Here is a 13001-nt window from a genome sequence, read left to right as displayed (position 1 = left end):
AACCGGATGAACACGGCGCACGGGCAACTTGACCCCGGCGCACGGCCTGCCGACCATAAGCTGTTAATCCGCGACATCGGCGGCCGCCCCCTCCGGCACGTCCCCGTCCCCTGCCGCGTTCCCCACCGGTGCTGGCTGCCTGGCCGTGCATCGCCCCGTTTCCCGTTCCGGCCGCGGCTGGAGGAAAGTGCTTTGATCATCAAAATCGTCATTGCAGCGCTGTTCGTGGCCTGCGTGCTGTACATCCACTTCCGTGGCAAGGTCCGCGCGCGCTGGTCGCGCCAGCTGCTGGACCACTCCAGTTTCATGGCCCCGATCAACGTGGTCATGTACATGTTCTCGAAGGTACCGACCACGCCGTTCCTGGACCCGGGCAAGGAGTTCCCGCAGCTGGAGCCGCTGCGCCAGAACTGGCAGATGATCCGCGACGAGGCGCTGGCGCTGCGCGACGCGCAGAAGATCGCCGCCTCCAGCACGTTCAACGATGCCGGCTTCAATTCGTTCTTCCGCCGAGGCTGGAAGCGCTTCTACCTGAAGTGGTACGGCCCGTCGCACCCGTCGGCGAAGACGCTGTGCCCGAAGACCACGGCGCTGATCGAGTCAATCCCGGATGTGCGTGCGGCGATGTTCGCGCAGCTGCCGCCGGGCAGCGAGCTGCGCCCGCACCGCGACCCGTTCGCCGGCTCGCTGCGCCTGCACCTGGGCCTGAGCACGCCCAACGACGATGCCTGCTACATCGAGGTGGACGGCATCAAGAAGAGCTGGCGCGACGGCGAGTGGATGATGTTCGACGAGACCTACATCCACCATGCGCACAACGAGACGCAGCAGGACCGCGTGATCCTGTTCTGCGATATCGCCCGCCCGCTGCGCTTCGGCCTGCCGGGGCTGTTCAACCGCGCGGTGGCGGCCACGCTGCTGGCCGGTGGCGCCTCGCCGAACCTGCCGGGTGACCCGACCGGCGGCGTCAACAAGGCCTTTGGCAGCGTCTACAAGGTGCGCCTGAAGGCCAAGGCGCTGCGCGAGCGCAGCGTGGTGGCCTACCAGCTGATCAAGTGGGGCCTGGTGGTGGCGGTGATCGCGGGTATCTGGGCGCTGTGACTGTAGAGCCGAGCCTATGCTCGGCTTGATTTATCGCAACCTGTCCGAAGAGCAGCCGAGCATGGCTCGGCTCTACAGAAAGCAAAAACCCGCGCTGTCGCCAGCGCGGGTTTTTGTTTGGATCAACCCTTCAATGCAGCCTGTACGAACGGCGGGGTCACCAGCACGCCGGTGTGCAGCGCGGCGGTGTAGTACAGCGTGTTGAAGGTCTTGGCGGCCGAGTCGGCCTGGCGGAAGTCGAAGCTGCTGTCGCCCTTGCGCGCCATGGTCACGCTCCACCAGCCGGTGGGGTAGCACGGCTGCGGGAACGGCAGGGTCTTGAACGAACCGAAGCCAGCCTTGCCCATCTCGGTGCGCATTTCGTTGATCAGCTCCAGCTGCATCAGCGGCGACTCGGACTGCTGCACCAGGATGCCATCGTCCTTCAGGGCCTTGAAGCAGCTCTCGTAGAAGGCTTTGTTGAACAGGCCTTCGCCCGGGCCGACCGGGTCGGTCGAATCGACGATCACCACGTCCACGCTGCCCGCCGGGCAGTTGGCCATGTAGGCCACGCCGTCGTCGAACAGCAGCTCGGCGCGCGGGTCGTCGTTGGAGTCGCACAGTTCCGGGAAGTGCTTGCGCGCCATCACCGTGACCTGCTCGTCGATATCGCACTGGGTCACGCTCTCCACGCCGGTGTGCTTGAGCACTTCGCGCAGGGTGCCGCAGTCGCCGCCACCGATGATCACCACGCGCTTGGGCGCGGCGTGGGTGAACAGCACCGGGTGGCTGATCATCTCGTGGTAGAAGAAGTTGTCCTTGCTGGTCAGCATGATGGCCCCGTCGATGGTCATCAGGTTGCCCCAGTCGGTGGTCTGGAAGATCTCGATCTTCTGGAACGGCGACTGCACCTCGTCCAGCTTGCCGGTGATGCGGTAGCCGATGGCCGAGCCGGTGCGCTCGAAGTGTTCGATGTACCAGTTGTTGCTGTCAGTCATTGGAAAACAGTCCTGTTCGGAGGGGTGGAGCCGGGCTGGCGGGCGGGGCCGCGTGGCACAGATGCCACATCCGGACGGATCGGCCCGTTCAGGTTGGAACCTGTCACGGGCGCGGGCGCGCATGATAACGAACCTGTGGGCACATAGGCGTTATCATGCCCCCCCTTTTATTGCCAACAAGGCCGACTGAAATGACCGATTGGTCCCTCGACCAAGCCCGCAAGACCTACTCGATCCCGCATTGGGCGGACGGTTACTTCGACGTGGATCAGGCCGGGCACATGGTGGTGAGACCGACCGGGGCGGACGGCCCGGTGGTGTCGCTGCCCAAGGTGGTCGATGCGGCGCGCGCGGCCGGCGCCAAGCTGCCGCTGCTGGTGCGCTTCCCGGACATCCTCGGCCAGCGGCTGGGCAAGCTGCAGGCGGCCTTCGCCCAGGCCCAGCAGGACTGGGAGTACAGCGGCGGCTACACCGCCGTGTACCCGATCAAGGTCAACCAGACCCGCGGCGTGGCCGGCACCCTGGCCAGCCACCACGGCGAAGGCTTCGGCCTGGAAGCGGGCAGCAAGCCCGAGCTGATGGCCGTGCTGGCGCTGTCGCGCCCGGGCGGGCTGATCGTCTGCAACGGCTACAAGGACCGCGAGTACATCCGCCTGGCCCTGATCGGCCGCAAGCTGGGCCTGCAGACCTTCATCGTCATCGAGAAGCCGTCCGAGCTGAAGCTGGTGCTGGAAGAGTCCAAGGCGCTGGACGTGAAGCCGGGCCTGGGCGTGCGCATGCGCCTGGCCTCGCTGGGCGCCGGCAAGTGGCAGAACAGCGGTGGCGACAAGGCCAAGTTCGGCCTGTCGCCGCGCCAGCTGCTGGACCTGTGGAAGTCGCTGCGTGACACCGAGTACGCCGATTGCCTGAACCTGCTGCACTTCCACATGGGCTCGCAGATCTCCAACGTGCGCGACATCGCCAACGGCATGCGTGAAGCCACCCGCTACTTCGTGGAGCTGTCGCGCCTGGGTGCGAAGATCACCCACGTCGACGTGGGCGGTGGCCTGGGTGTGGACTATGAAGGCACCCGTTCGCGCAGCTTCTGCTCGATCAACTACGGCCTGCATTCCTACGCCAGCAACATCGTGCAGCCGCTGGCCAATGCCTGCGAAGAGTTCGGCCTGACCCCACCGCGCATCGTCACCGAGTGCGGCCGTGCGATGACCGCGCACCACGCGGTGCTGATCGCCAACGTCTCGGAAGTGGAAGAAGCGCAGGAAGGCCGCGTGCCGGACCAGCACGACGACGAACCGGCGGCGATCCGCCACCTGCGCGAAATCCACGACGAGCTGGACGTGCGCCCGGCGGTGGAACTGTTCCAGGAAGCCCAGCATTTCCATGCCGAAGGCCTGGCCAGCTACGCACTGGGCCAGATCGACCTGCCGCAGCGTGCGCGCATCGACGATCTGTTCTACGCCATCGCCCACGGCGTGCGTGCGCGCCTGAGCTATGACGAGAAGAGCCATCGCCCGGTGCTGGACGAACTGAACGAGCGCCTGGTCGACAAGTACTTCGTCAACTTCAGCGTGTTCGAATCGATCCCCGACGTGTGGGCGATCGACCAGGTGTTCCCGATCGTGCCGATCGAGCGCCTGGACGAGACCCCGGACCGCCGCGGCATCATCGCCGACATGACCTGCGACTCGGACGGCATGGTGGAAACCTATGTCGAGAACGAGAGCCTGGACAGCTCGCTGCCGCTGCACAAGATGAAGCCGGGCGAGAGCTACCGCATCGGTTTCTTCATGGTCGGCGCCTACCAGGAAATCCTGGGCGACATCCACAACCTGTTCGGCGATACCGACGCGGTGGAAGTGCTGGCCGATGCCGATGGCTACGCCATTACCCAGCAGCGCCGCGGCGACACCACCGACGTGATGCTGGACTACGTGGGCTACCGCCTGGATGAGCTGCGTGCGACCTATGCGCAGCGCGTGGCTGAGGCCCAGCTGTCGCCGGAACGCGCGCAGGAACTGTCGGACGCGCTGGAAGCCGGCCTGACCGGTTATACCTACCTGTCCGACGAACCGCTGGTCTGAGGTAAACGCGAACACCGGGCATAGGCCCGGCGCTACCGGTCCCGATGAGCGCGCGCGCGATCTTCCACCTGTTCCTGCATGCCGCCGTGCCAGCTTTGCTGGCATGGCTGTTCTGGCGGAAGCGCTTTGCTTCGGCGTGGCTGCTGATGCTGCTGGGTTGGATCATCGACCTGGACCACCTGCTGGCCGACCCGATCTACGCACCGAACCGCTGCAGCATCGGTTTCCACCCGCTGCATACGGCCCCGGCCATCGCCGTCTACGCGGGGCTGTGCGTGCCGAAGAAGACCAGGTTGTTCGGCATCGGTTTGATCATCCACATCGTGCTGGACGCGATTGATTGCTGGTGGATGCATCACCGTTGATGGGGAACTGAAATGCCCGGCGAAGGCGGTAGAGTCGACTGTTAGTCGACTGCTCTTGGCTGCGGTGCCTGGAAATCCCGCGCTGCGCGCGAAAGTCGACTAACAGTCGACTCTACCGGCCTGGCGTTCCAGCGTTGACGAGTCACCCCACCGGCAACCACAACGTTGCGCGCAGGCCGGGCTGCGAATTCTCCAACGCCAACCGCCCGCCGTAGCTGGCGGCGATATCGCCCACGATTGCCAGGCCCAACCCGCTGCTGCCTTCGCGCTCATCCAGCCGCACGCCACGCTGTACCACCCGCGCCAGCGCCTCTGCCGCAAGACCGGGGCCGTCATCGCGCACGTCGATGCGCAGCCGCCCTTCATGGATGTCAGCGCCGACGCTGACCTGCTGCCATGCCCATCGCCCGGCGTTGTCCAACAGATTACCCAGCATCTCCTCCAGATCCGCACTGGCACCGGCGAACTGCAACGCTGGATCGATACCTGCGGCCGTGAACGCAATGCCGCGTTCGCCATGCACGCGTGCCATCAACCGGCATAGCGCCTGCGCGACAGTCGCAACGTCGCTGCGCTGGCGATGGTCTGCGGCCAACCCTGCCGCCAGGTAACGGTCAACACTGGCCTGCATGCGGGCGCTCTGCTCGCGCACGGTGGTCCGCCAGTCCGCGCCGTCGCCGTCAGCCTCGGTGGCCAGCACGCTCAATGGGGTTTTCAATGCATGCGCCAGGTCCTGTGCACTGGTGCGCGCGCGCGCGACCATGCGTTGCTGGTGCTCCAGCAGCGCGTTGAGTTCTTCGCCCAGTGGCGCGACCTCTGCCCCCAGTCCCTGCGTGTCGATGCGTTGCGCGTCGCCGCGCCGCACCCGTTCCAGCTGTGTACCGAGGCGGTGCAGCGGACGCAGGCCGAAGTGCACCTGGCTGGCCAGCACCGCCAGCCACGCTGCGACCAGCACACCCAACGCGATGGCGGTGCGCTGCCGAAACGCGGCAACATCGGCATCCAGCGCGCTGCGGTCGGTGGCGACCACGGCCACGAACGGTTCACCGGCACGTGGCAGGCGCACCTGCTGCACACGTGCGCGCAAGGATTGCTGCAGCGGCCCGGCCAGGTTGCGGGTGGCCGGGCCGGCGGCCGCGGCCGCCAGCGTTTCATCCCACAGCGAGCGCGACTGCAGCAGAACGCGGCCATCGGCACCGGCTATCTGCCAGTAGGCACCGGAGAACACGCGCTGGAAACGCGCGTCGTTGGGTTCCTGGCGCAGCTGCAGCTGGCCGTCGGAAGCAACTTCCATCTGCGCGACCAGCGTCAGCATGTCCTGCTGCAGTTCGTGATCGAGGCGGTCGCGCGCGCTGCGCTTGAACAGTTCGCCCAGCAGCGCGCTGGCCAGCAGCGAGACCAGCAGCAGGCCGACGCCGCCGGCCAGCAGCAGGCGCCGCCGCAGCGAGGATTGCCGGCTCACGGCGCGGCCAGCCGCCAGCCCTGGCCGCGCACGGTCTGGATCAGTTCGATGCCGAGCTTGCGGCGGACCCGACCCAGCAGCATGTCCAGCGCGTTGGAGTCCGGGTCGTGGCCGCCTTCGAACACCTGCTCGCCCAGACGATCACGGCCGATCACCTGGCCGCTGTGGTGGATGAAGTAACTGAGCAGGCGGAACTCCTGCGGGCTCAGCGCCAGCGGCTGTCCGTCCAGTTCGAAGCGGCCGGCGTTGACGTCCAGCTGCAGCGGCCCGCAGTGCAGGCGCGGGCTGGCATGGCCATGGCTGCGGCGGATCAGGGCGCGCATGCGCAGCACCAGTTCGTCGGCCTGGAACGGTTTGGTCAGGTAGTCGTCGGCACCGGCGTCGAAGCCGGCCAGTTTGTCGTGCCAGCGCCCGCGCGCTGTCAGTACCAGCACCGGAAAGCTGCGGCCATTGCCGCGCCAGCGCTCGATCACGCTCAGTCCGTCCAGCCCGGGCAGGCCGAGGTCGACGATGGCGGCCTGCAGGTCTTCGATCTGGCCGATCTCCTCGGCCTGGCGACCATCGGCAACCAACTCCACCACATAGCCGGCCTGTTCCAGCAGGGGCACCAGGCGCTGTGCCAGTGCGGCATCGTCTTCGGCCAACAGGATGCGCATCAGTCGTCGAGCTCCGTCTTCAGCAGCTTTCCGCTGCGCGCATCATAGTCCAGCTCCACCACCACGCCGTCGCCGCGCAGGATCTCCACTTCGTAGACACCATCGTCCAGCTCCACTTCCAGCAGCTGGCCCGGGTAGCGCTTGAGTGCATCGCGCACCACGCTTTCCAATGGCACGTAGCGGCCCTGCTGCACGGCACGGCGCGCGACCTGCTGCGCCGGGTCCTGGACGGGCGCGGCGGCGGTCGGGGCGTTGGCCAGGGCCAGCAGCAGGGGCAGGGTGGAGAGCATCGGGGCGCAGGGAGGGCTGTAGGAACAGGCGTGAGTGTGCCGGGGGTGACTAACAGCTGGCTAACAGTGCCGGCTAAGGCGCTGTTAACCACGGGGTGCATTGTGGCGTTGCCGGGATGGTCCGGTCACGAACACGAACAGGAGAACCCCCATGTTGAAGTCGCTCACCCTCGCCACTGTTGCCCTGCTGACCGTCGCGCCGGCCGTACAGGCCGCGCCGCTGGGCATGGCCCAGGTTGAACAGACCCTGCGCAAGGCCGGCTACACCCAGATCCACGAGATCGAGCGCGATGACGGCCTGTGGGAGGCCGACGTGAGCCGCGCTGATGGCCGCTTCAGCGAGGTCTATGTGGACCCGAAGACCGGCGAGATCTTCGACGAGCACAGCGGCCGCGCGCTGCTGACCACCGAGCAGGTGCTGGCACGGGCACAGGCGCATGGCCTGCGCGAGATCCATTCGCTGGAACGCGATGGTGCGACCTGGTCGCTGGAGGCCCGCAATGCACGCAACCAGAAGGTGGATGTGCGCCTGAGCGGTTATGACGGCCGCATCCTGCACAGCGAGCGCGATGGCTGGCTGGATTGACGTTTGCCCATGTAGAGCCGAGCCCATGCTCGGCTTTGCGGCCAACCGTAGCCGAGCATGGGCTCGGCTCTACAGGAGCTGGCTTACCAGCCGTACGGCGGCGGGTAGTCCCAATAGCCCGGGCCGCGGCCGTAGTAGCCGCCATACGGACCGAAGAACCCCGGTCCCTTGCCTTCGCTCACGTGGATGTTGACGTTGACCCCGTGGGTCTTGCCCTCATCGGTGGTGTAGTTCTTGCTCAGGTTCAGCGTGGCCGCGTTGTAGTGGCTGTTGCCACCGTTCTTCGAATAGCCGATACCGGTGGTGAAGCTGCCGGACACCTTGACCTTGTCGTCGGTGACGTCGGCGATCTTCGCGTCGTCGTGCACGCGCGGGCCGCTCTTGTCACCGTAATAAGTGCCGGGCGGGTCCTGCTGCAGGGCCGGGTCGTTGAGGTAGCGCATTGGCGCCTGCGGCAGCGTCAGGTCCAGGCCAGCGGCCTGCGGCGCAGTGGCGCCAGCGGCGGACTGGGCCAGCACGGTTCCCGGCAGGGCCAGGCACAGCAGCAGGGTCAGGGGGCGGATCATGACGGCGCTCCAGCGGACAGGTGGCCACGCAACACGCGGCGGTACAGGCCGACGCTAGCAGGGGTTGCTTGAATGATGCCTGTCGGCACCGGATTGGGGTAGAGCCAGGCCGTGCCTGGCCGCAGGTCACAACCGCCCGAATCCGAACAATCCCTCCAGCGCATGCCTGCGCCGCTCGATCCGGGCCCGCAGCAGCTGCGCGCCGATCATCGAATAGGTGATGCCGTTGCCGCCGTAGGCCATGGCGAAATGCACCCGCGCCCCCCACTGGTCGTGCGGGCCAAAGAATGGCAGGCCGTCGGCGGTTTCAGCGAAGGTGCCGGCCCAGGAGAACGCTGGTACCGGATCCAGACGCGGGAACCAGTGCAGCAGCTGATCCATCAGCTTGTCGGCCTTGTGCTGCACGCGCCGGTCGCGGCGAGCCGGAATGTCCATGGCGTCATCCAGCCCGCCCACCAGCAGGCGGCGGTCGCCGGTGGCGCGCAGGTACAGGTACGGGCGTGCGCTCTCCCACACCATGGTGTTACGCAGCCGGCCGAGCGCGCCCGCATCAATGGGATCAGTGATGAAGGCATAGCTGCTGCGGTTGCGTGCGACCCGCTGCTCGAGCCAGCGCTGGCTGGCGTAGCCCATCGCCAGGACCACATGGCGGGCGCGGACCGTGGCGCCGGCCTCGGTCATTGCGGTTACGCCCTGCGCGCCGGGCTTGAGCGTGTGCAGCACCGTGCGGTCGTGCACATGGCCACCGCGCCGGCGCACCCGTTTGAGCAGGCCGTAGGTAAGGCAGTAGGGGTCAACCCGGGCCGCCTGGCGGGTCAGCAGGGCGCCACCGGCGTCCACGTCGAAGCGTTCGCGAAGGGCTTCGCGGTCCAGCCAGCGGGCGTCCAGTCCAATGCCGCGGCGCGCAGCACCTTCGGCCATCAAGCGCGGCACGTCGCGCCGCCGGCTGGCCAGATACAGGCTGTCCATCTGCCGGAAATCCACGTCCTTCAGCCCACGTGCCACTTCGCCCAATGCCGGGATCGCATCGGCACAGGCACGGTAGGCCAGGGCGGCCGCATCGTTGCCATAGCGCTGGGCCAGCTCCAGCAGGTGGGTGTCGATCTCGTACTGCAGCAGCGCGGTGCTCGCGGCCGTGCTGCCCCAGCCGATGTCGCGCTGCTCGATCAAGGCCACGTCATGGCCATGCCGGGACAGCTCGTCGGCGATGAGTGAACCGGTGATGCCGCCACCGACCACCAGCACGTCGCAGCGCAGGTCCTTTTCCAGCGGCGGGAACGCCTGGATCAGTCCGTTGCGTATGGCCCACCACGGGTAGCCACTTTTCAGGTCCATGAAGTGTGCTGCTCAGGCGGTCGGGTGGCCGGTATGCGGGGTCTGGATCAGTTCGGACAGATCGAAGCCCTGCAGGCGCGCTGCGGCCAGATAATGTTCCTGCACGGTGGCGTCCAGCTGCGGCTCGCGTGCCAGCAGCCACAGGTACTTGCGATCCGGGCTGCCCACCAGCGAAACGCTGTAGTCCGGGGCGATCTGGATCACCCAGTAGTCGCCCTTGGCAAACGGCAGCCAGCGCAGGCCCTTGGGCAGGAAGCTGACTTCCAGGCGCGCGCTGTCGTTGTCGACGGCGCAGGCCTCGCCGGTTGCCTCTTCGATCTCGCCGTCCATGCGGCAGCGGTTGGTGACGCCGACGTTGCCGTTGTCGAGCAGGGTGTAGTGCGCCGACACGTCGGTGCAGCCTTCCGGCTCGTGGCGCATCGGCAGACGGGCGATCTCGTACCAGGTGCCCAGGTAACGGGGCAGCTTGAGGTCGGCGACGGTCTTCAGCGGTGGGTGGTCGGTCATCGGCAGTGGTGGCAGGGGTGGGTCTCCACGATGCCGATGGGCTCGCCATGGGCGGGTGAAGCCGGGGCGATGGCTGTGTCCAGAACGTTCCGTCGCCGCTGCGACGTGCCTGTTGCCACCGGCCTGGCGGTATCCTGCCGCCAGCGCCGTGTTTTCCTGATCCAACCGAGGTGGAGGTGCCGATGTACCAGGTGATCCTGTTGAAGAGTGAATCCGCGTTCGCGCGCGAACAGTGGCCGCAGGTCGATGACCTGGTCGACTACGAGGGCGTGAGCTACAGCCTGCGTGCCGGCCCGCGCCAGCCGCTGCCGACCGACCACGACTGGTACCCGGTGGCGGTGTATGCGCCCGATGAGATTACCGAGGAAGAGTTCCAGGACTGGTATGCCCTGCAACAGCCGACGGTGGAAGAGTTGCGCCTGAAGTACTGACGCGCGACGCTGACGGGGCCGCCCATCCGCTGTTGACCGCCTGTGCCGTATAGTCGCGCGCAGGCGCGGTGGTCCGCGCGAACTGGTATGTCTGGCGTGTCTTCTTTCCTGCGATCGATCCGTGCACGGGGGCCCTGGTGGGTCCTGATGCTGTGCACCGCCCTCCTGCTGTCCGCGCCGGTGCTGGCACAGGATGAAGACCCTACGCCAAAGCAGCAGCTGGCGCAGATCGAGTCCAGCCTGAAGGAGATCGATCGCAAGCGTGGCGATGCTGAAGCCATCGAGACGCTGGCGATGCTGTCGGAGAATGCCTCGCAGGTACGGCGTGACGCCGAGGCGCTGGAAAAGGCGCTGCAGCCCCAGCTGGTTCGCCTCGACGAACAACTGGCGCAGCTGGGCGCGCCTGCCGAGGGCACCACCGAGCCGCCCGAACTGGCGGCGCAACGGCGCAACCTCAACAAGCAGCGCGACGGCCTGGCCGCATCGGTGGCGCAGGCCAAGACCAGTGCCGTGCGTGCCCAGCAGCTGGCAGCCGACATCGACCAGCAGCGCACTGCGCAGCGCGCCGAAGACATGGGGAAGAAGGTCGCCTCGCCGTTGTCTCCGGCACTGTGGAGCAAGGTGGCCGAGCGCCTGCCCATCGATATCGCACGCGTCGCGCCGTTGGCCGAGCAGGGGCGCGATACGTTCGTTGCCGGCGTCCGGGCCAATGGCTGGGGCACGCCGTTGCTGGGCCTGATCGCCGCGCTGGTGATGATGTTCCCGCTGCGGCTGTGGCTGCGCCGCTTGGGGCGGCAGTTCGCCGCGTCCGATCGTGCGCCTGATGGACGCCTGCGCCGTTCTGGCCTGGCCATGTGGTTGCTGCTGGTCGGCACGTTGCTGCCCGGCTATGCCGTGGTGGTGCTGATGGCGGCGCTGGACGCCATCGATGCCATCGCGCCGCGCCTGCAGATGGTGGCCGACGGCCTGGAGACGGCCACCTTCCGCGCCGCCTTCATCGCTGCACTCAGCGCCTGCATGCTGGTGCCCAAGCGCCCGTCATGGCGGCTGTTGAACCTGGACGACACCGCCGCGCTGAAGCTGCGCAAATACGCCTGGGGCGCGGCGGCGCTGGCCTGGCTGAGCACGGTGCTGGTGGCCCTCGACCAGGCTACGCGCACCAGCGACGTCACCACGGTGGCGTTGGACGGCCTGATTGCCCTGACCTACCTCGGCCTGATCATGGCCATGCTGGTGACCCTGGCGCGCCTGCATCGGCGGCAGACCGCCGAAGCCGAGGCCAAGCTGGAGGCACAGGCCGATGGCGTGGGTGCGGCAACGCCGGTGCGTCGCAGCAGCTGGCTGGTACTGGCACGCGTAGCGGGCAACGTCGCGGTGGTGGCCGCCATCGCCGCGACGTTGATGGGCTACCTGAATTTCGCCAAGTTCGTGAACCAGCAGCTGATTGGCGGCAGCATCGTGGTGCTGGCGGCGACCCTGCTGTTCAAGTTCGTCGATGACCTGAGCACCTGGATGCTAAACGCCGACAGCAAGGTCGGCCAGACCATCCTGCTCAGCACCGGCCTGAGCGTATCGCGGCTGGAACAGGCGGGCGTGCTGCTGTCCGCGGCGTTGCGCACCATCGTCGTACTGATCGCGCTGCTGGCGCTGGTGGCACCGTTCGGCAACATCGGCGCGGTGGTGGAGCGCTTCTCCTCGCTGTTCACCTCTGGATTCGACATTGGCGGAACCAAGCTGGAGCCGGTGCGCATCGTGCTGGCGGTGCTGGTGCTGCTGGCTGGCCTGGCCGTTACCCAGCTGGTACAGCGCTGGCTGACCGACACCTACCTGCCCAAGACCGAGCTGGACCTGGGCGCGCGCAATTCGGTGAGTACCGTTGCCCGCTATGTGGGCATCATCATCGCGGTGATCTGGGCGCTGTCGGCGATGGGCCTGCAGCTGAGCAAGCTGGCATTGCTGGTCAGCGCGCTGTCGGTGGGTATCGGTTTCGGCCTGCAGGTGATCACCCAGAACTTCGTCTCCGGCCTGATCCTGCTGGCCGAGCGCCCGGTGAAGATCGGTGACTGGGTGAAGCTGGGTGACCAGGAGGGCGACATCCGCCGCATCAGCCTGCGATCGACCGAGATCCAGGTGGGCGACAAGTCGACGCTGATCGTGCCCAACTCCGAGCTGGTCACCAAGACCGTGCGCAACATGACGATGGGCAACAACCAGGGCCGCATCCAGATCCAGTTCGCGGTGCCGCCCAGTACCGACGTCGGCTCCCTGCGCCAGGCGCTGCTGGATGCGTATACCGCGCACGTCAACGTGTTGCAGCAGCCGGCACCGACGGTTTACATCGACAGCATTGGCGGTGGCCAGATCACCATCAACAGTTTCGCGTACGTGGCCAGCCCGCGGCAGGTCTACGCCACCCGCAGCGATCTGTACTTCAGCCTGCTGCAGATCCTGGCGGAGCGGAACATCCCGCTGTCGACCCCGACCGACATCCACATCACCCGCGACCCGCAGGAGTAGGGGGGTGTTCTGCAGGGCTGCGCCCTGCACCCGCGGTAGTGCCGGCCGCTGGCCGGCAACTTCAACAGCAACAGCAAAGGCTGGTTTCCTGAGGGATGGCGGGGTGGGTCCGGTTGCGGGGGACGCT

The 13001-nt window shown here is 67.0% G+C and carries 13 protein-coding genes; 6 read left to right on the top strand and 7 right to left on the bottom strand.

Annotation, left to right across the window (positions count from 1 at the left end):
• Positions 1–195 precede the first annotated feature (195 nt).
• Positions 196–1101: an aspartyl/asparaginyl beta-hydroxylase domain-containing protein gene (locus ACTXG9_RS10765; protein WP_032954620.1), complete on the top strand. Its 906-nt coding sequence runs from the start codon at positions 196–198 to the stop codon at positions 1099–1101.
• Between the two features lie 122 nt (positions 1102–1223).
• On the opposite strand, the gene speE is transcribed toward ACTXG9_RS10765, so the two are convergent.
• On the bottom strand, positions 1224–2078 hold the full coding sequence (gene speE / locus ACTXG9_RS10760) for a polyamine aminopropyltransferase (protein ID WP_111104454.1): 855 nt from the start codon (positions 2076–2078) through the stop codon (positions 1224–1226).
• A gap of 191 nt (positions 2079–2269) precedes the next feature.
• Between speE and speA the strand changes: the two genes are divergently transcribed.
• Together speA and ACTXG9_RS10750 are read left to right on the top strand one after the other, a co-directional pair.
• On the top strand, positions 2270–4159 hold the full coding sequence (gene speA, locus ACTXG9_RS10755; protein WP_021201931.1) for an arginine decarboxylase: 1890 nt from the start codon (positions 2270–2272) through the stop codon (positions 4157–4159).
• A 44-nt stretch (positions 4160–4203) separates the two neighbouring features.
• Positions 4204–4524, top strand: a complete 321-nt coding sequence (locus tag ACTXG9_RS10750) for a DUF6122 family protein (protein ID WP_005411369.1) — start codon at positions 4204–4206, stop codon at positions 4522–4524.
• A gap of 142 nt (positions 4525–4666) precedes the next feature.
• Here ACTXG9_RS10750 and ACTXG9_RS10745 read toward each other — a convergent pair whose 3' ends face one another.
• From ACTXG9_RS10745 to ACTXG9_RS10735, 3 genes are read right to left on the bottom strand one after another with little or no spacing between them, the layout of a single operon-like run.
• Positions 4667–5986, bottom strand: coding sequence for a sensor histidine kinase (locus ACTXG9_RS10745; RefSeq protein WP_111104457.1), 1320 nt, complete (start codon positions 5984–5986; stop codon positions 4667–4669).
• Positions 5983–6642, bottom strand: a complete 660-nt coding sequence (locus tag ACTXG9_RS10740) for a response regulator transcription factor (RefSeq protein ID WP_111098669.1) — start codon at positions 6640–6642, stop codon at positions 5983–5985. Before ACTXG9_RS10740 ends, ACTXG9_RS10745 begins: the two co-directional genes overlap by 4 nt.
• On the bottom strand, positions 6642–6932 hold the full coding sequence (locus tag ACTXG9_RS10735; RefSeq protein WP_061480249.1) for a PepSY domain-containing protein: 291 nt from the start codon (positions 6930–6932) through the stop codon (positions 6642–6644). The genes ACTXG9_RS10740 and ACTXG9_RS10735 overlap by 1 nt, the downstream gene beginning before the upstream one ends.
• A 151-nt stretch (positions 6933–7083) precedes the next feature.
• Here ACTXG9_RS10735 and ACTXG9_RS10730 point away from each other — a divergent pair, with 151 nt between their 5' ends.
• The gene (locus tag ACTXG9_RS10730) at positions 7084–7518 is read left to right on the top strand and encodes a PepSY domain-containing protein (RefSeq protein ID WP_043401290.1); all 435 of its coding nucleotides are present in this window, start codon (positions 7084–7086) and stop codon (positions 7516–7518) included.
• An 83-nt stretch (positions 7519–7601) separates the two neighbouring features.
• On the opposite strand, the gene ACTXG9_RS10725 is transcribed toward ACTXG9_RS10730, so the two are convergent.
• The 3 genes from ACTXG9_RS10725 to ACTXG9_RS10715 all read right to left on the bottom strand — a co-directional run bounded on the left by ACTXG9_RS10725 (position 7602) and on the right by ACTXG9_RS10715 (position 9926).
• The gene (locus tag ACTXG9_RS10725; protein ID WP_019661543.1) at positions 7602–8084 is read right to left on the bottom strand and encodes a hypothetical protein; all 483 of its coding nucleotides are present in this window, start codon (positions 8082–8084) and stop codon (positions 7602–7604) included.
• Between the two features lie 126 nt (positions 8085–8210).
• Complete coding sequence (locus ACTXG9_RS10720) at positions 8211–9419, bottom strand: NAD(P)/FAD-dependent oxidoreductase (protein ID WP_456115718.1); 1209 nt, start codon at positions 9417–9419, stop codon at positions 8211–8213.
• 12 nt (positions 9420–9431) lie between these two features.
• Entirely contained in the window at positions 9432–9926 is a 495-nt protein-coding gene (locus tag ACTXG9_RS10715) for a lipocalin family protein (RefSeq protein ID WP_021201924.1), read from the bottom strand.
• Between the two features lie 182 nt (positions 9927–10108).
• Between ACTXG9_RS10715 and ACTXG9_RS10710 the strand changes: the two genes are divergently transcribed.
• Entirely contained in the window at positions 10109–10357 is a 249-nt protein-coding gene (locus ACTXG9_RS10710; protein ID WP_021201923.1) for a hypothetical protein, read from the top strand.
• An 87-nt stretch (positions 10358–10444) separates the two neighbouring features.
• Positions 10445–12874 (top strand): DUF3772 domain-containing protein, encoded by a 2430-nt coding sequence (locus tag ACTXG9_RS10705; protein WP_456115719.1) that lies wholly within the window; start codon positions 10445–10447, stop codon positions 12872–12874.
• The last annotated feature ends 127 nt before the right edge of the window (positions 12875–13001 follow it).

This window comes from Stenotrophomonas maltophilia group sp. LNF247, assembly GCF_054083135.1.
This window is presented reverse-complemented; position numbering and strand designations above follow the sequence as displayed.

Excerpts from the sequence above, each read along its gene's own strand:
- speE (WP_111104454.1), bottom strand. The coding sequence starts at position 2,078 with ATGACTGACAGCAACAACTGGTACATCGAACACTTCGAGCGCACCGGC.
- ACTXG9_RS10730 (WP_043401290.1), top strand. The coding sequence starts at position 7,084 with ATGTTGAAGTCGCTCACCCTCGCCACTGTTGCCCTGCTGACCGTCGCG.
- ACTXG9_RS10735 (WP_061480249.1), bottom strand. The coding sequence starts at position 6,932 with ATGCTCTCCACCCTGCCCCTGCTGCTGGCCCTGGCCAACGCCCCGACC.
- ACTXG9_RS10750 (WP_005411369.1), top strand. The coding sequence starts at position 4,204 with ATGAGCGCGCGCGCGATCTTCCACCTGTTCCTGCATGCCGCCGTGCCA.
- ACTXG9_RS10725 (WP_019661543.1), bottom strand. The coding sequence starts at position 8,084 with ATGATCCGCCCCCTGACCCTGCTGCTGTGCCTGGCCCTGCCGGGAACC.
- ACTXG9_RS10705 (WP_456115719.1), top strand. The coding sequence starts at position 10,445 with ATGTCTGGCGTGTCTTCTTTCCTGCGATCGATCCGTGCACGGGGGCCC.
- ACTXG9_RS10740 (WP_111098669.1), bottom strand. The coding sequence starts at position 6,642 with ATGCGCATCCTGTTGGCCGAAGACGATGCCGCACTGGCACAGCGCCTG.
- speA (WP_021201931.1), top strand. The coding sequence starts at position 2,270 with ATGACCGATTGGTCCCTCGACCAAGCCCGCAAGACCTACTCGATCCCG.
- ACTXG9_RS10720 (WP_456115718.1), bottom strand. The coding sequence starts at position 9,419 with ATGGACCTGAAAAGTGGCTACCCGTGGTGGGCCATACGCAACGGACTG.
- ACTXG9_RS10710 (WP_021201923.1), top strand. The coding sequence starts at position 10,109 with ATGTACCAGGTGATCCTGTTGAAGAGTGAATCCGCGTTCGCGCGCGAA.
- ACTXG9_RS10715 (WP_021201924.1), bottom strand. The coding sequence starts at position 9,926 with ATGACCGACCACCCACCGCTGAAGACCGTCGCCGACCTCAAGCTGCCC.